The 16,517-nt window shown below is 62.3% G+C and carries 19 protein-coding genes and 2 tRNA genes; 9 read left to right on the forward strand and 12 right to left on the reverse strand.

The genetic code is table 11. From position 1 onward, the window contains the following. The first annotated feature begins 19 nt into the window (after positions 1-19). Entirely contained in the window at positions 20-1,219 is a 1,200-nt protein-coding gene (locus FBY21_RS10385) for a tyrosine-type recombinase/integrase (RefSeq protein ID WP_142010841.1), read from the forward strand. A 72-nt stretch (positions 1,220-1,291) separates the two neighbouring features. Here FBY21_RS10385 and FBY21_RS10390 read toward each other — a convergent pair. The 9 genes from FBY21_RS10390 to thrS form a co-directional block, all read right to left on the reverse strand. Beyond that, positions 1,292-1,368: transfer RNA gene (locus FBY21_RS10390), tRNA-Pro, on the reverse strand. Between the two features lie 84 nt (positions 1,369-1,452). Next, on the reverse strand, positions 1,453-1,809 hold the full coding sequence (locus FBY21_RS10395) for a MerR family transcriptional regulator (RefSeq protein WP_142010843.1): 357 nt from the start codon (positions 1,807-1,809) through the stop codon (positions 1,453-1,455). Then, positions 1,790-2,092, reverse strand: coding sequence for an integration host factor subunit alpha (gene ihfA, locus FBY21_RS10400; protein WP_044401787.1), 303 nt, complete (start codon positions 2,090-2,092; stop codon positions 1,790-1,792). Before ihfA ends, FBY21_RS10395 begins: the two co-directional genes overlap by 20 nt. Positions 2,093-2,095: 3 nt before the next feature. Then, a complete protein-coding gene (gene pheT / locus FBY21_RS10405; RefSeq protein WP_142010845.1) occupies positions 2,096-4,474 on the reverse strand; it encodes a phenylalanine--tRNA ligase subunit beta in 2,379 nt (792 codons plus the stop codon). Positions 4,475-4,511: 37 nt separating this feature from the next. Next, the gene (gene pheS, locus FBY21_RS10410) at positions 4,512-5,528 is read right to left on the reverse strand and encodes a phenylalanine--tRNA ligase subunit alpha (protein WP_044401781.1); all 1,017 of its coding nucleotides are present in this window, start codon (positions 5,526-5,528) and stop codon (positions 4,512-4,514) included. 93 nt (positions 5,529-5,621) lie between these two features. Next, on the reverse strand, positions 5,622-5,978 hold the full coding sequence (rplT, locus tag FBY21_RS10415; protein WP_044874620.1) for a 50S ribosomal protein L20: 357 nt from the start codon (positions 5,976-5,978) through the stop codon (positions 5,622-5,624). A 26-nt stretch (positions 5,979-6,004) separates the two neighbouring features. Continuing rightward, positions 6,005-6,199, reverse strand: a complete 195-nt coding sequence (rpmI, locus tag FBY21_RS10420) for a 50S ribosomal protein L35 (RefSeq protein WP_044401775.1) — start codon at positions 6,197-6,199, stop codon at positions 6,005-6,007. A gap of 61 nt (positions 6,200-6,260) precedes the next feature. Beyond that, positions 6,261-6,812: a translation initiation factor IF-3 gene (gene infC / locus FBY21_RS10425; protein WP_170832300.1), complete on the reverse strand. Its 552-nt coding sequence runs from the start codon at positions 6,810-6,812 to the stop codon at positions 6,261-6,263. Then, positions 6,812-8,734: a threonine--tRNA ligase gene (thrS, locus tag FBY21_RS10430; protein ID WP_142010847.1), complete on the reverse strand. Its 1,923-nt coding sequence runs from the start codon at positions 8,732-8,734 to the stop codon at positions 6,812-6,814. The genes infC and thrS overlap by 1 nt, the downstream gene beginning before the upstream one ends. A gap of 357 nt (positions 8,735-9,091) precedes the next feature. Here thrS and FBY21_RS29565 point away from each other — a divergent pair, with 357 nt between their 5' ends. Then, entirely contained in the window at positions 9,092-9,253 is a 162-nt protein-coding gene (locus tag FBY21_RS29565; protein WP_172433107.1) for a hypothetical protein, read from the forward strand. Between the two features lie 76 nt (positions 9,254-9,329). Here the strand turns inward: FBY21_RS29565 and FBY21_RS10435 are convergent. Continuing rightward, a tRNA-Val gene (locus tag FBY21_RS10435) sits at positions 9,330-9,406 on the reverse strand. Positions 9,407-9,589: 183 nt separating this feature from the next. On the opposite strand from FBY21_RS10435, the gene FBY21_RS10445 reads away from it, so the two are divergent. After that, positions 9,590-10,873: an NAD(P)/FAD-dependent oxidoreductase gene (locus FBY21_RS10445; protein WP_142010850.1), complete on the forward strand. Its 1,284-nt coding sequence runs from the start codon at positions 9,590-9,592 to the stop codon at positions 10,871-10,873. 61 nt (positions 10,874-10,934) lie between these two features. Here FBY21_RS10445 and FBY21_RS10450 read toward each other — a convergent pair whose 3' ends face one another. Then, positions 10,935-11,618, reverse strand: a complete 684-nt coding sequence (locus FBY21_RS10450) for a PA2778 family cysteine peptidase (RefSeq protein ID WP_232060812.1) — start codon at positions 11,616-11,618, stop codon at positions 10,935-10,937. A gap of 272 nt (positions 11,619-11,890) precedes the next feature. On the opposite strand from FBY21_RS10450, the gene FBY21_RS10455 reads away from it, so the two are divergent. The 6 genes from FBY21_RS10455 to FBY21_RS10480 all read left to right on the forward strand — a co-directional run bounded on the left by FBY21_RS10455 (position 11,891) and on the right by FBY21_RS10480 (position 15,769). Further along, positions 11,891-12,160, forward strand: a complete 270-nt coding sequence (locus FBY21_RS10455; protein WP_142010853.1) for a hypothetical protein — start codon at positions 11,891-11,893, stop codon at positions 12,158-12,160. Positions 12,161-12,342: 182 nt separating this feature from the next. Then, positions 12,343-13,341 (forward strand): GlxA family transcriptional regulator, encoded by a 999-nt coding sequence (locus tag FBY21_RS10460; RefSeq protein WP_142010855.1) that lies wholly within the window; start codon positions 12,343-12,345, stop codon positions 13,339-13,341. Between the two features lie 14 nt (positions 13,342-13,355). After that, positions 13,356-13,604, forward strand: coding sequence for a DUF1272 domain-containing protein (locus FBY21_RS10465; RefSeq protein WP_142010858.1), 249 nt, complete (start codon positions 13,356-13,358; stop codon positions 13,602-13,604). A 12-nt stretch (positions 13,605-13,616) separates the two neighbouring features. Continuing rightward, the gene (locus FBY21_RS10470; RefSeq protein WP_142010861.1) at positions 13,617-14,126 is read left to right on the forward strand and encodes an HPP family protein; all 510 of its coding nucleotides are present in this window, start codon (positions 13,617-13,619) and stop codon (positions 14,124-14,126) included. An 8-nt stretch (positions 14,127-14,134) separates the two neighbouring features. Further along, positions 14,135-15,301 carry an MFS transporter gene (locus FBY21_RS10475; RefSeq protein ID WP_142010863.1) on the forward strand — a complete coding sequence of 389 codons (1,167 nt, stop codon included), beginning with the start codon at positions 14,135-14,137 and terminating at the stop codon, positions 15,299-15,301. A gap of 84 nt (positions 15,302-15,385) precedes the next feature. Continuing rightward, on the forward strand, positions 15,386-15,769 hold the full coding sequence (locus tag FBY21_RS10480; RefSeq protein WP_142010866.1) for a DUF2589 domain-containing protein: 384 nt from the start codon (positions 15,386-15,388) through the stop codon (positions 15,767-15,769). Positions 15,770-15,797: 28 nt separating this feature from the next. On the opposite strand, the gene nfuA is transcribed toward FBY21_RS10480, so the two are convergent. Further along, positions 15,798-16,382, reverse strand: a complete 585-nt coding sequence (gene nfuA / locus FBY21_RS10485; protein WP_044401745.1) for a Fe-S biogenesis protein NfuA — start codon at positions 16,380-16,382, stop codon at positions 15,798-15,800. Positions 16,383-16,517: the final 135 nt, after the last annotated feature.

Raw genomic sequence — 16,517 nt, forward strand, 5'->3', positions numbered from 1 at the left:
AGCGCCAAGGAGAAAAACCATGGCGCGAAAAACCATCACTGGCCTCTACGAGAGAAACGGAATCTGGCACGTCGACAAGGTCGTCAGAGGTCAGCGACTTCAAGAAAGCACTGGCACAAGCAACCGGGAGGAAGCAGAACAGTACCTGATACACCGGCTCGAGAAGCTCCGACAGGAGAAGGTCTACGGTATTCGCCGAGTCAGGAGCTGGCGCGAAGCCGCGACCCGCTACCTGATGGAGTATAAGGACATGCCGTCGATCGGTCTGGCCGCCATCTACCTCGAGCAGTTGGATCCCTACATCGGCGACCTACCGCTCACGCACGTCGATGACGAGTCGCTTGCCCCGTACATCAGGGACAAGCTGAAGCCGAGCAGGACATCGACCGGCAAGGTGAAGCCTGGTGTAACCCCAAGGACGGTGAACATCGCCCTGGAGAAGGTCATCCGCATTCTCAACCTATGCGCCCGGAAATGGCGTGACGAAGAGAAACGGCCCTGGCTGGACACGGTACCGATGATCAGCAAGCAGGACGAGAAGCGATCGAGGCGAACGCCCTACCCGCTTTCGTGGGAAGAGCAATCGCTGCTGTTCTCGGAACTGCCAGACCACCTGCGCCGAATGGCGCTTTACAAGGTCAACTGCGGCTCCCGGGAGCAAGAAGTGGTCAAGCCGAGGTGGGACTGGGAGATCCCGGTGCCAGAGCTCGACACTAGCGTGTTCCTGATTCCTTCGGATTTTGGAGGCAGGGACAAAGGATCGGGTGTGAAGAACGGAGAGGAACGGCTGGTCGTGCTGAACGCGGTGGCCAAATCGGTCATCGAGGGACAGCGTGGCCTGGATCCGGTCTGGGTATTCCCGTATGGGATGCCCGACAGGAACGGCAAGGCGACACCGGTTCATCGGATGAACGATAGCGCCTGGAAGAAGGCCCGGATCCGGGCGGCGAAGAAGTACCAGGAACGCTTCCTGCGACCGGCACCGAAGGGGTTTGCCTCGATCCGCATCCACGACCTGAAGCACACCTTCGGGAGAAGACTCCGGGCAGCCGGTGTAACCGAGGAAGACAGACGGGCCCTGCTGGGCCACAAGAACGGCAGCATCACCAGTCACTACTCGGCGGCGGAGCTGGGAAAACTGATCGATGAGGCCAACAAGATATCGGCGACGGACTCGCGAGGACCGGCGCTGACGATACTGAGGAGGAAGGCAGGATGAAAAGTCCCGCAAAAGTCCCTGAAACGAAAAAGGCCAGCTCATCTCTGAACTGGCCTAAGTCGTGGAGTTATTTGGTCGGGACGGAGTGATTCGAACACTCGACCCCTTGCACCCCATGCAAGTGCGCTACCAGGCTGCGCTACGCCCCGACATTTGTTGCTAGCTCCGTCACCGGAACGACGCGAACTATACTTTAAGCTTTTGAATTATGGAAGGTTTTTTTTGGATTTTTTTCACTTACGCAGTACGACGAGGACGTCTTCAAGCTCGGCAATCATCTGCCGTATCAGCTGCCTGTACTGGGTGGTGTCATCCTTGGCTTCGTCACCGGAAAGGCGCTGACGCGCCCCGCCGATAGTAAAGCCTTGATCGTACAGCAACGCCCGGATCTGCCGAATCATCAGCACATCCTGGCGCTGGTAGTAGCGGCGGTTACCCCGCCGCTTGACTGGGTTGAGCTGGGGAAATTCCTGCTCCCAGTAACGCAGCACATGGGGCTTGACTGCGCAGAGCTCGCTGACCTCGCCAATGGTGAAATAACGCTTGCCAGGAATAGGTGGCAGTTCGTCGTTATGACTTGGTTCCAGCATAAGCTTCAACTCTGGCTTTCAGTTTTTGGCCCGGACGGAACGTCACGACACGGCGTGCCGTGATCGGGATTTCCTCGCCTGTCTTCGGGTTGCGTCCGGGGCGCTGGCGTTTGTCGCGCAGATCGAAGTTGCCGAAACCGGACAATTTCACCTGTTCGTTCTGCTCCAGCGCCTGACGGATTTCCTCGAAAAACAGTTCGACCAGTTCCTTGGCTTCCCGTTTGTTCAGGCCAAGCTCTTCATACAGACGTTCAGCCATCTCAGCTTTCGTCAGAGCCCCCATACGCTACTTCCTTAACGTGGCGTTGAACCTACCTTCCAGCGAGGTGACGATGTTCTGGGTTGTGGTGTTCACCTCATCGTCGTTAAGAGTGCGCGATGGATGTTGCCAGGTCAAGCCGACGGCCAGGCTTTTTCTAAGCGGATCAATACCTTTACCGTGATAGACGTCAAATAGCCTGAGGTCCGTCAACCACTCCCCGGCAGCTTCGCGAATCGTCTTGAGGACGGCTTCAGCGGCGACCTCACGATCAACCAGGACGGCCAGGTCACGACGCACTTCGGGGAAGCGCGACAGCTCGCTGAACGTGGGCAGGCGTCCACTCATGACCTCAGCCAGCACGAGTTCGAAGAGATAGACGGGCTGGTCAAGATCGAGGCTCTTGACCAGTTCGGGGTGAATGGCGCCGAGGTAGCCAACCAGCTTGCCATCTCGTTCGATGCGAGCGGTTTGCCCCGGATGCAGCGCCGGATGCTCGCCCGGCACGAAGCTGAACGCGTCCAACGCGCCAGCTGCACCCAACAGCGCCTCGACGTCGGCCTTGGCGTCATAGAAATCCACGCCTTCGCGGCCATGGGCCCAGGCCTCCGGCAGGCGCTTGCCACAGACGACACCGGCGATCATCGCTTCCTGCTTCAGGCCTTCGAGTTGGCCGACGAAGCGAAGGCCACTTTCAAACAGGCGAACACGGCTCTGCTGACGGTTGAGGTTATGCTGCAGCGCCTTGACCAAACCCGGCCACAGCGAGGAACGCATGGCAGCCATGTCGTTCGAGATGGGGTTGGCCAGCATGAGCGGCTTGGCGCCAGGATTGAACAGCTCGAACAACTTGGGATCGATGAAGCTGTAGGTGATCGCTTCCTGATAGCCCCGGGCAACCAGCAGGCGACGCAAGGCCGGCAGCTCGACTGCAGATTCGGCACGAGCGCGAGGCGCGAGGCGCGCTTGCGGGTAGCGAACCGGCAGGCGGTTGTAGCCATAGAGACGACCAAGCTCTTCGATCAGATCCACTTCCAGGCTGATGTCGAAGCGGTGACTGGGCACTGAAACCTTCCACTGCCCCGGCGCAACAGAGGTGACGCCCAGACCCAGCGCAGTAAGCAAGCGCTCGACCTCGGCGGCGTCCATCTCCATGCCCAGCATCTGGGTAATACGCTCGGCACGCAGGATGACTGGGGCAACGCTCGGCAGATCTGCCTCACTTACAGCCTCGATGATCGGGCCAGCTTCCCCCCCCACGATCTCCAGCAGCAACGCAGTGGCGCGCTCCATGGCCTGGCGAGCAAGCTGCCAGTCCACGCCACGCTCGAAGCGATGCGAAGAGTCGGTGTGCAAGCCATAGGAGCGGGCCTTGCCAGCAACGGCGATGGTGTCGAAGAAAGCAGCCTCAAGGAACAGGTCGCGGGTCTTGTCGCTGACGCCGCTGTGCTCGCCCCCCATTACCCCTGCGATAGCCAGGGCACGGCCGTGGTCGGCGATGACGAGGGTGTCACCACGCAGACTGACCTCCTGGCCATCGAGCAGGACGAGCTTCTCCCCCTCCTCCGCCATGCGCACGCGGATGCCGCCATTGATTTCGGCAAGGTCAAACGCGTGCATCGGTTGGCCGAGCTCAAGCATCACGTAGTTGGTGATATCGACGGCTGCATCAATGCTGCGCACGTCCGCCCGGCGAAGGCGCTCGACCATCCACAACGGAGTGGGCTTGGAGAGGTCGACATTACGCACCACCCGACCGAGATAGCGCGGGCAAGCCTTCGGTGCCAGCACGTCCACCGGGCGAACTTCGTCGTGAGTCGGTGCGACCGGGCTGATCGCTACAGGGGTGACGGGTGCCGCATACAAGGCACCCACTTCACGGGCCAGACCAGACATGTTGAGGCAATCGCCACGGTTGGGCGTGAGGCCCAGTTCGATGACGACGTCATCCAGGCCGAGGTAGGCCCGGATGTCCTGCCCGACTGGCGCATCGGCAGCCAGCTCCATCAGTCCGGCGTTCTCGTCGCTGATCTGCAGCTCACTGGCAGAGCAGAGCATGCCGAAGGACTCGACGCCGCGAAGCTTGGCTTTCTTGATCTTGAAGTCGCCGGGCAGCTCGGCACCGATCATGGCGAAGGGGATCTTCAGGCCGGGGCGCACGTTGGGCGCACCGCACACCACCTGGAAGGTCTCGCTGCCATTACTGACCTGGCATACACGCAGCTTGTCGGCATCGGGGTGCTGCTCGGTGCTGAGCACTTCGCCCACCACAACGCCACTGAACGCGCCGGCGACAGGCGTGACGCTGTCCACTTCCAGGCCGGCCATCGACAGACGAGCCACCAGCTCGTCGCGGGATACCTGCGGGCTTACCCAGCTCCGCAGCCACTGTTCACTGAATTTCATCCTGCTCTCCTGAGGAATTCGTTACGTGGACTACGACCTAGCGGAATTGCGCGAGGAAGCGCAGGTCGTTGTCGAAGAACAGGCGCAAATCGTTGACGCCATAGCGCAGCATGGCCAAACGCTCGACGCCCATGCCGAAGGCAAAGCCCTGGTACTTCTCGGGGTCGATGCCGGACATGCGCAGAACATTGGGGTGGACCATGCCGCAACCCATCACTTCTAGCCAGCCGGTCTGCTTGCAGACGCGGCAGCCTTTGCCGGAACACATGACGCACTGCATGTCGACTTCGGCGGACGGCTCGGTGAAGGGGAAGAACGAGGGGCGGAAACGCACGCCCAAGTCCTTCTCGAAGAAGACGCGGAGGAACTCCTCGATGGTGCCTTTCAGGTCGGCGAAGCTGATGCCTTCGTCGACCAGCAGGCCTTCGACCTGATGGAACATCGGCGAATGCGTGATATCCGAGTCACAGCGATAAACACGACCGGGGCAGACGATGCGGATCGGCGGCTGTTGGGACTCCATGGTGCGCACCTGGACCGGGGAGGTGTGGGTGCGCAGCAACATGTTGGCGTTGAAATAGAAGGTATCGTGCATCGCCCGGGCCGGGTGGTGGCCAGGGATGTTGAGCGCTTCGAAGTTGTGATAGTCGTCTTCAACCTCCGGGCCTTCGGCGATGCCGTAGCCGATGCGGGTGAAGAACTGCTCGACGCGCTCGAGAGTACGGGTAACCGGATGCAGGCCGCCAGATACCTGGCCGCGTCCCGGAAGGGTGACATCGATCCGCTCGGCCGCGAGCTTGGCTGCCAATGCAGCTTGCTCAAGCGAGTCCTTACGGGCGTTGAGGGCGTCCTGGACGCGCTCTTTGGCGGCATTGATCAGCGCACCGACCTTGGGCCGCTCGTCTGCAGGCAGGTCACCCAGGGTCTTCATCACCTGGGTCAGCTCGCCTTTCTTGCCGAGGTACTGAACGCGAATCTGTTCGAGAGCATTCACGTCTTCGGTTTGTTGCACGGCCTCAAGCGCTTGAGAGACCAGCGCATCCAGATTTTCCATTTACTGACTCCAGATACGAAATAGGGGAAGAGCCAAGGCCCTTCCCCTATTGGTGACGTTCAGCACCGGGATGGCCCGGTGATTGTCGGGGACTTAAGCCAGAACGGCCTTAGCTTTCTCGACAATCGCAGCAAACGCCGCTTTTTCGTTCACTGCCAGATCGGCCAGAACCTTGCGGTCGATCTCGATGGCCGCTTTTTTCAGGCCAGCGATCAGGCGGCTGTAGGACAGACCGTTCTGACGAGCACCAGCGTTGATACGAGCGATCCACAGAGCGCGGAACTGACGCTTGCGCTGACGGCGGTCACGGTAGGCGTATTGGCCTGCCTTGATTACCGCTTGCTTGGCAACGCGGAACACGCGAGAGCGAGCACCGTAGTAGCCTTTGGCGAGTTTCAGAATTTTTTTATGACGAGCACGAGCGATAACGCCACGCTTAACACGAGCCATGAGTGTATTCCTCTAGTCTTGACCGATTAACGAACGCGCAGCATGCGCTCGACTTTTGCTTTGTCCGACGGATGCATCAGTTCGCTACCGCGAAGTTGACGCTTACGCTTGGTGGACATCTTGGTCAGGATGTGGCTCTTGAAAGCGTGCTTGTGCTTGTAGCCGGAAGCGGTCTTGAGGAAACGCTTGGCTGCACCGCTCTTGGTTTTCATCTTTGGCATGTTCGGATACTCCGCATTGAGTGATTACGCATAACCGCAAGGCCTGCCAGTGCCCTGGTGGTTACTTTTTCTTTTTGGGAGCGATGACCATCATCAGCTGGCGTCCTTCCAGCTTGGGATGCTGTTCGACGGTTCCGATTTCAGCAAGGTCAGTTTCGACCCGCTTCAGCAGTTCCATACCCAGCTCCTGGTGAGCCATCTCACGGCCGCGGAATCGAAGCGATACCTTGGCCTTGTCCCCATCATTAAGGAAACGTACCAGGTTGCGTAGTTTTACCTGGTAATCTCCTTCTTCCGTCCCTGGACGAAACTTGATCTCTTTGATCTGTTGCTGGTGCTGATTCTTCTTGGCTGCAGCAGCCTGCTTCTTCTTCTCGAAGAGGTGCTTGCCGTAGTCCATGATCCGGCAGACAGGCGGTACCGCGTCTGCCGAGATCTCTACGAGGTCCAGCTTTGCTTCATCAGCAGCGCGAAGCGCTTCATCGATCGAGACGACGCCAATTTGCTGGCCGTCTGCACCAATAAGTCGCACCTCTCGAGCCGTGATGTTCTCGTTGATCGGGGCCTTGGGTGCAGCTCGTTTATCTTGTCTCATTTCACGCTTAATAGTGATTACTCCGATTCTTGGCGACCACGCCGGGAAACCGTCTGCGCGAGCGTGGTGACGAATTGCTCGAGGGGCATGGAGCCCAGATCGACGCCTTCACGGGTGCGCACAGCAACGGATCGTGTCTCAACTTCCCTGTCTCCGATAACCAGGAGATAGGGAACCTTGAGCAAAGTATGCTCGCGGATTTTAAAGCCGATTTTTTCGTTTCTCAAGTCGGACTTGGCACGGAACCCGCTTTGGTTGAGAGTCTTTTCGACCTCCAGGGCAAAATCCGCCTGTTTGTCGGTGATATTCATGATCACCGCCTGGGTCGGCGCCAGCCACGCCGGGAACGACCCTGCATAGTGCTCGATGAGCATGCCGATGAAGCGCTCGAAGGAACCGAGGATCGCGCGGTGAAGCATGACCGGGCGCTTGCGGTTGTTATCTTCGGCGATGTAGCTGGCATCGAGCCGATCAGGCAGGTTCGGATCGTACTGCAGGGTACCGCACTGCCAGTTACGACCCAGGCAGTCCTTGAGGGTGAATTCGATCTTCGGACCGTAGAAAGCCCCCTCACCCGGCTGGTATTCCCAGGCCAGGCCCGACTCGTTCAGCGCGTCAGCCAGAGCCCCTTCAGCCCGATCCCACAACTCCTCGGACCCCACGCGCTTGGCCGGGCGGGTCGAGAGCTTCATGGAAATGTCACTGAAGCCGAAGTCGGAATAGACCTGCAAGGTTAGCTTGATGAAGTCCGCAGCCTCCTTCTTCACCTGCTCTTCGGTGCAGAAGATGTGGGCGTCGTCCTGGGTAAAGCCGCGCACGCGCATGATGCCGTGCAGCGCGCCCGACGGCTCATTGCGGTGGCAGGCACCGAATTCAGCCAGGCGCAGCGGGAGATCGCGATAGGACTTCAACCCCTGATTGAAGATCTGCACGTGGCACGGGCAGTTCATCGGCTTCACGGCATAGTCGCGACTCTCGGACGCGGTGGTGAACATGTTCTCGGCGTAGTTGGACCAGTGGCCGGAGCGCTCCCACAGGATGCGATCGACCACCTGGGGCGTCCGCACCTCGACATAGCCATGCTCACGCTGAACCTGACGCATGTACTGCTCGAGCACCTGATAGACGGTCCAGCCATTGGGGTGCCAGAACACCATGCCCGGCGCTTCTTCCTGGAGGTGGAAGAGGTCCAGCTGCTTGCCGATACGGCGGTGATCCCGCTTCTCGGCCTCTTCGATGCGCTGGACATAAGCAGCCAGCTGCTTCTTGTCAGCCCAGGCAGTGCCATAGACACGCTGCAACTGCTCGTTCTTGGAGTCGCCGCGCCAGTAGGCACCCGAAATCTTGGTGAGCTTGAAGGCCTTGAGGAAACGCGTGTTCGGCACGTGCGGGCCACGGCACATGTCCACGTACTCCTCATGGAAGTACAGACCCATGGCCTTCTCGTCCGGCATGTCATCGACCAGGCGAAGCTTGTACTCCTCGCCTCGCGCCTTGAAGGTCTCGATCACCTCCGCACGCGGCGTCACCTTCTTGATGACGTCGTAATCCTTGTCGATCAGCTCGGCCATGCGCTTCTCGATGGCCGCCATGTCGTCCGGCGTGAAGGGGCGCTCGAACGCGATGTCGTAATAGAAGCCCTCGTCAATCACCGGCCCAATGACCATCTTGGCACTGGGATAGAGCTGCTTGACCGCATGCCCGACCAGGTGAGCACAGGAGTGACGGATGATCTCCAGCCCCTCCTCGTCCTTCGGCGTGATGATTTGCAGGGTGGCGTCGGCTTCGATCAGGTCACAAGCATCGACCAACTTGCCGTTGACCCGACCCGCCAGCGTGGCCTTGGCCAGACCAGCACCGATGGACTGAGCCACCTCGAGCACGGAAACGGGTTTATCGAACGAACGCTGACTGCCGTCGGGAAGAGTAATGATGGGCATGGCGCCTCCTCTCCTAGTGGTGACCTCTACCAAAGGCCACATGGGTTGGGATGAGCCAGTAAATGATCCGGCGGTATACCTGCCACACGATGGCAGAGCCCTTTCAGGCCAACCTGACCGAACCAGGGTCACTGGAGGTATTTCGGGAAACGCGAATGCTTTCAGAAAGACAACGCAGTGACAAGCAGGAATTGGGCCTCACAGAGCATTTAGCCAGCGACACCTCACCACCCACCGCACATCCGTAACTCACGCCGAAACGAGACACGGATCACACAAACCCAGCACAGCAACCTGACAGATCGCTCGCACACCTAAGCTCAAGCGGGTAACCCGCCACCCTCGGGAGGGCGCGCAATGAAAGAACAACGGAGATACCTCGCACTGCGTGCGCACATTGATGAACTGATCCAGAGCGGCGGCCGAATTCTCAGCCGAGAACCACTCACCCTCAGGGCAAACGGCAGCCTCTACACGATTGCTCATGGCATGCTGATCGGCCATATCGCAGCTGCCTGAAGCGTGACCACGAAGCCAAAAACAAAAAGGGCGATCCTTTCGGATCGCCCTTTCTGCTAAGCCTTTCGGCTTGATTTGGTAGGCACAATTGGACTCGAACCAACGACCCCCACCATGTCAAGGTGGTGCTCTAACCAACTGAGCTATGTGCCTTCGATGGGTGCGCATTCTACGGGGTTAAATTTTGGTGTCAACAACTTTTTTCGCTAACTGACTGAAAAAGTGGAGCTTTTACTGTTCAGCCCCTCGTCAATTATCTTGCACGGAGGCTAGCCGGCTATTTTCAACTCGGGTAGCATCTCGCCATCCGTAAAAAATAAAAAACAGAGATTCAAGATGACGCACACTCCCTACCCCCAATCCTATTACGCCGCCTCCGCCAACCCGGTTCCGGCCCGTCCGGAACTGGAAGGCGAGACGCAGACCGACGTCTGCATCATCGGCGCGGGCTATACCGGCCTTTCCACCGCCCTTTTCCTGCTGGAGAACGGCTTCAAGGTCACCATCGTGGAAGCGGCCAAGGTCGGCTTCGGCGCATCGGGGCGCAACGGTGGCCAGATCGTCAACAGCTACAGCCGTGACATCGATGTCATCGAACGCACCGTCGGCCCCAAGCAGGCCCAACTGCTCGGCCAGATGGCGTTTGAAGGCGGACGCATCATCCGCGAGCGCATCGCCAAGTACGACATCAAGTGCGACCTGAAGGACGGTGGCGTATTCGCCGCCTTTACTGCCAAACAGATGGGCCACCTGGAATCCCAGAAGAAGCTCTGGGAGCGCTACGGCCACACCCAGCTGGAACTGCTGGATGGCAAGCGCATCCGCGAAGTAGTGGCGAGCGAGAACTACATTGGCGGCATGCTCGACATGAGCGGCGGCCACATCCACCCGCTGAACCTGGCCCTCGGCGAGGCAGCGGCAGTGGAGTCCCTGGGCGGCGTGATCCACGAGCAAAGCCCGGCCATCCGCGTCGAGCGTGGCGATAACCCGGTGGTCTACACCCCCAAAGGGTCGGTAAAGGCCAAGTTCGTCGTCGTCGCCGGCAACGCCTACCTGGGCAACCTGCTGCCGGAACTGATGGCCAAGTCGATGCCGTGCGGCACCCAGGTGATCACCACCGAGCCGCTGTCGGACGAGATGGCCCGCAGCCTGCTGCCGCAGGACTACTGCGTGGAAGACTGCAACTACCTGCTGGACTACTTCCGCCTGTCTGGCGACAACCGCCTGATCTACGGCGGTGGCGTGGTCTACGGTGCACGCGATCCGTCGAACATCGAGGCCATCATCCGCCCGAAGATGCTCAAGACCTTCCCACAGCTGAAGAACGTGAAGATCGACTTCGCCTGGACCGGCAACTTCCTGCTGACCCTGTCCCGCCTGCCCCAGGTGGGTCGTCTTGGCGACAACATCTACTACTCCCAGGGCTGCAGCGGCCACGGTGTCACCTACACCCACCTCGCCGGCAAGGTGCTGGCAGAGGCACTGCGCGGCCAGGCCGAGCGTTTCGACGCCTTCGCCAGCCTGCCGCACTACCCGTTCCCAGGCGGCCACCTGTTCCAGGTACCCTTCAGCGCCCTCGGCGCCTGGTACTACAGCCTGCGCGACAAGCTGGGCTTCTGATGCTCCATCCTTGAATGAAAACGGCGCCACAGGGCGCCGTTTTCATTGGGACGATGCACATTCAGCGCACCTGTTTCCTCGCCATGTCCGCCGCATCCACCTGACCCGCAGCCGCCAGCGCATCCGCCGCTGCCTGCCAGCGAGCCATATCAGCCGCCACCGGCAGCACGTTGGGCGCCTGAAGCAGCACGGCCCAGTGCCCAGCGGCGGCCCAGTCTGCCGCGAACTCGGCAAACCCGACCTGGGCCCGACGATCACCGGCCAACCGCAACAGCACCACCTCACGCTCCCGGTCGAATCCGACCAGCACCGCATAACGCCACGACGGCAGCCAGCCATAGCCCTGGCGCAGATGCACCAGTACCGGGTTGCCAGCCGACACCTGGACCAGCAGGTCCTCCAGATGTTTATCGAGCGGGTACACCAACAGACCATGCTGGTGGGCGACCACAGGAATCCGCTGAGCAAGCGACGCCTCGGCCTCAGGCAGTTGCAACGCCTTCTCCACCATTCCCGGCGTCACCGTTTCTCCCTGGAAGCCAAACAGCGCAGCCAGGGAAGCCGGCGCACTCTGATAAGTCTGCTGGGCGAAGAACGGCACGCTGCTCAGCTCCACCACCATCGGCAGGGCCCGCACGCGCGGATCATCGGCGGGATCGTGCCCCGCGCAGGCCACCAGCAGGAATGGAACGAGGCAGGCCATCACGACCTGGCGGGAACAGGCAACAAATCGGGAACGGCGCAAGGAAACCACCTTGTTAGCAACCGGGAAGAGGCCCGCATGATAGCGCTCGCCCCCAACCGGAACCCCATGTTTTATGGGACCTCGCCCCAGCGTCAGATGACAGAAATGCGACCTGTGCACACTGCACCATTCATCCTGGCGACAAATTGTTTCCAAAGCGCGACTCGCTGTGACTTATAGCGGGGAATCAGCCATCCATATCCACGACACCGCCCAGCCACATTGGCGGCGGCCAAGTCAACCCTTGGGCACAATATGGAGAGAATCCCCCAATGAACGCTCCGCTCCGCGTCAACGAAGCCTTGATCATCGCCGGCCGCGCCTTCCAACCCTACCAGTGCGTCGCCTGGGCTCCCCAGGATGGCAGCGGTGAACTCAGCATCAGCGTGATCGACCGCACCAACACCCGCCTGCTGGGCCGCTCGAAACTCACCACCAGCACCTACACCGACCCGGCCCAACTGGCCAGCGTCCTCAAGCAGTCCCGCGAGGAGCTGTCACGCCAGGGCTACCGCCTCGACCCGTGGAAGATGCCGGAATAATCCTCTTCCGCGCTGTGCCCACTGCGCCGGCGAGCCGTCCACACGGCTCGCCGCTGACCTGATCCCCTCCACCTTCTCCCCTCTTTCCCAAGCAGCGGATTGGCAAGATCCGTGGGCTTGTTGTCGTTGTCGCCACGACCTCCGACCTCCACACTGATGGCGTCCCCCTTGAAGCGAACGCCATGGACACCCCACTGACCATCGCCTGCCTGGCTTTCCCCGATGTGATGAGCCTCGACGTGACCGGCCCTCTGCAGGTCTTCGCGTCTGCCAATGTCGAGCGAGAGCGCCAGGGCCTGCCCGCGCCCTACCGCATCCTCCTGCTCGGCCTGGAGGCTGGGCCGGTGCGCACCTCAGCCGGCTTTGCCCTGCTGGCGGAGCAGGCCTGCAGCAACTGCCCGGCGGAAACCCTCGACACCCTGCTCGTACCGGGCGGTTTCGGCGTTGAGCCGCTACGCAGCCATGCGCCCCTCCTTGGCTGGCTGCGTGATGCCGAACCCAAGGTCCGCCGCCTCGGCTCGATCTGCTCCGGCGCCCTCATTCTTGCGGCCGCCGGCCTGCTGGACGGCCGGACCGCCACCACCCACTGGTCCGACGTCGACACACTGCGCTGCCATGCCGCCGTGGACGTCCAGGGCGACCGCCTGCACACCTACGATGCCTGTGGCCGCGACGGCGATCCCCATGTCTTCACCTCGGCCGGGGTCACCGCCGGCATCGACCTGGCCCTCGCCCTGGTGGAGGCCGACCTCGGCCGCTCCATCGCACTGGCAGTCGCCCGGCGCCTGGTGCTCTTCCTGCGGCGCCCCGGCGGCCAGGCGCAGTTCAGCCCGCTGCTGGCGCCGGACCCGCACCGCACATCACGCCTCGCCGCCCTGCTGGAGTGGATCCCCCTCCACCTCGGCGAAGACCTCAGCCTCGACACCCTCGCCAGCCAGGCGAACCTGTCGCCGCGCACCCTCTCCCGGCTCTTCAGCCAGGAGCTGGGCATGGGGCCCGGCCAGTACGTCGAGCGGGTGCGCCTGGAGGCCGCGCGCAACCTGTTGCAGGACGCCCAGGCCTCCATCTCGACCGTCTCCCGCCTCACCGGCTTCGGTCACCCCGAGAACCTGCGCCGCACCTTCCACAAGCACCTGTCCATCAGTCCCCAGGAATACGCCGAGCGCTTCGGCCGCCCCTGACCCGGAGAACCGCGATGCTCGAACTGCGCCCCAACTGCGAATGCTGCGACAAGGACCTGCCGCCAGCCGCCACCGACGCCATGATCTGCTCCTTCGAATGCACCTTCTGCCGTGACTGCGCCGAAGACCACCTGGACGGGCGCTGCCCCAACTGCGCCGGCACACTGGTGAGCCGCCCCATACGGCCCGACGCGAAGCTGGCGGCCAACCCACCGTCAACCCAACGCATCCACCACCCCAATGGCTGCCTGAAGCACGCCTAAGCTGGAGTCACCATGCTCGAATTCGCCAAGAAGCTCCGGGGCGACGCCGCCGCCCTGCCCCCTCGTCCCGCTTCGCGCCAGGTGATCCTCGCCTGGTTCGGCGGCGTGCTGGCCATTGCCGGCATCGCCGGCCTGGGCGACGCACTCACCCTCAGCCTGCTGCTGGGCTCCTTCGGTGCCTCCTGCGTGCTGGTCTTCGGCTTCCCCGACGTCCCCTTCTCGCAGCCACGCAACGTGGTGCTCGGCCACGTCCTCAGCAGCCTGGTAGGCCTGATATTCCTGGCCCTCTGCGGGCCCCACTGGTGGGCCATTGCCCTTGCCGTCGGCAGCGCCATCGCCCTGATGATGGTGACCCGCACCGTGCACCCACCGGCCGGCTCCAACCCGGTGATCATCTTCCTGCTGCAGCCCGGCTGGGACTTCCTGCTCTACCCCACCCTCAGCGGTGCACTGCTCCTGGTCTTCGTCGCCCTGCTCTACAACAACGCGAGCCGCGAGGCCCGCTACCCCAAGTACTGGTAGGCCACCGCATGCCCCTTCTGCTGAGCAACCCCGGAGTCCGCCTGCTGTTCGCCTGCCAAGCGCTGTACTGGAGCTGCTCGCTGATCGGCATCACCCTGACCGCGCTGATCGGCCTCCAACTGGCGCCGGCCAACGCCCTCGCCACCCTGCCGCTGGCACTGCTGGTGCTGGGCAACCTGCTCGCCGTGCAGCCGCTGTCGGTGTTCATGCAACGCCACGGCCGCCGCCCGGGCCTGATGCTCGGAGCGGCCGGGGGCATCCTCGGCGGCCTGACCAGCGCCCTGGGCGTCTGGCTCGGCGACTTCAGCCTACTGTGCCTGGGCGCCTTGCCCATCGGGGCCTACCAGGCCTCGGCGATGTACTACCGCTTCGCCGCCCAGGAAGCGGTCCCGCCGGAGCAGAAGGGCCGTGCCACCGCCTACGTGATCGGCGGCGGCATCTGCGCCGCCCTGCTGGCACCCAGCCTGGCGCTGTGGTCGCGCAACGCCCTGCCGACACCCTTCGTCGGCGCCTACCTCGCCATCGCGGCACTGGCCGCGCTCGCCCTGCTGCTGCTTCATCGCCTGCGTGAAGGCGATGCACCCCCTGCCCCACGAACCGGCTGGGCCTCGACACGCGCATTGCTGGCCCGCCCCCTGGTGCGCGCAGCCATCGCCACCACCGCCATCGGGCACGGCCTGATGATCCTGGTGATGAACGCCACGCCCCTGGCCATGAGCCTGTGCGGGCTGTCGATCGAAGAAGGCTCGGAAGTGATCCGCTGGCACGTCCTGGGCATGTTCCTCCCGGCGTTCGCCGCCGGCCCGCTGGTGGACCGCTTCGGCAGCCGCCAGGTGGCACGGCTCGGCATCCTGCTGCTGGCCATCAGCGCGGCCACCGCCCTTACAGGCCTGGCGCGCAGCCATTTCCTGGTCAGCTCGATGTGCCTCGGCCTGGGATGGAACCTCATGCTGGTCGCCGGCACCACCGTGCTTGCGGAAGGCCACGACAGTGCCGAGCGGGGCCAGGCCCAGGCCCTGATGGAGCTGAGCAACAGCCTGGTGGCAGCCTGCGCGTCCTTCGCCTCCGGTGCCCTCATCACCGGCCTGGGCTGGGCCGCCGTGAACCTCGGCATGCTGCCGCTGCTGGTCATCGCCTTGCTGGCAGCCAGCGTTCGCCCACACAAGGCGCACTGAGCACAGCCGCCTTGCTCGCCGGCCGCCCTGCCAACGGCTAGAGTTGCCCGCTACCGGCCCACCCCAACCACAAGGCCCAGCACGATGTCGAAGCCGATAACCGACCCGCACGATGCCTCCACCGCCGCAGAAGCGTCGGCGCACGAACTTCCACTCCCGGGAATCGACCTGTCCAGCCCAACCTCGGGCCAGCCGGTCTGGGGGACGATCAACGCCCCGGTCGCGATGCCATCGCCTGACGTCAAAGGCAGCGACACAAGCCGGAAGTACGGCGTCGAATACAACATAGACGTACACGCCCGCCAGACACTGATGCCCGAAGGCCTGCAGCGTGTCCTGGACATCCTCGGCCAGACCATCGCCCCGCACCCCGTCTCACCCGCTGGCGACAACCACGTCGGGCCCGACGAGTCAGCAGCCTCGGCGCCAACCGCCCCCAGTCCCGAAAACGAAAAAGGCAGCCCGTAGGCTGCCTCTCTCTGCTTCGCGCAACGCCTCAGTAGTAGGCGTTCTCGCGGTTGCTGTGGTCGGTGACGTCACGCACGCCCTTGAGCTCGGGGATGCGCTCCATCAGGGTCTTCTCGACACCGTCCTTCAGCGTCATGTCGACCATGCCGCAGCCCTGGCAGCCGCCGCCGAAACGCAGCACGGCGATGCCTTCCTCGACCACGTCCACCAGGCTCACCTGGCCGCCGTGGCTGGCCAGGCCGGGGTTGATCTCGGTCTGCAGGTAATAGTCGATGCGCTCGTTGAGCGGGCTGTCCTCGTTGACCATCGGCACCTTGGCATTCGGCGCCTTGATGGTCAGCTGGCCGCCCATGCGGTCGGTCGCATAGTCCACCACCGCGTCTTCGAGGAAGGGCTCACTGACGGCATCGATCCACGCCGTGAAGGACGCCAGGGCCAGGGGCGTGTCCTCGGGCTTCTGCTCGCTGGGCTTGCAGTAGGCGATGCACGTCTCGGCGTACTGGGTGCCGGGCTGAGTGATGAAGATGCGGATACCGATGCCGGGGGTGTTCTGCTTCGACAGCAGGTCAGCCAGGTAATCCTGGGCTGCCTGGGTAATGGTGATGGCGCTCATGGCAACTCCTCGCGAACATGGCGCGCAGTGTACGCCAATCCGGTCCGACGGATAAAGTCCCAGTAATTTAGTAGGAATTATTCCCGATTAGCTCAGCCCGGGCTCCAGGCAGCGCTCTTCCCGGTGGAAAGAGCA

Source organism: Pseudomonas sp. SLBN-26, from assembly GCF_006715895.1.
In the GTDB taxonomy this organism is placed as follows: domain Bacteria; phylum Pseudomonadota; class Gammaproteobacteria; order Pseudomonadales; family Pseudomonadaceae; genus Metapseudomonas; species Metapseudomonas otitidis.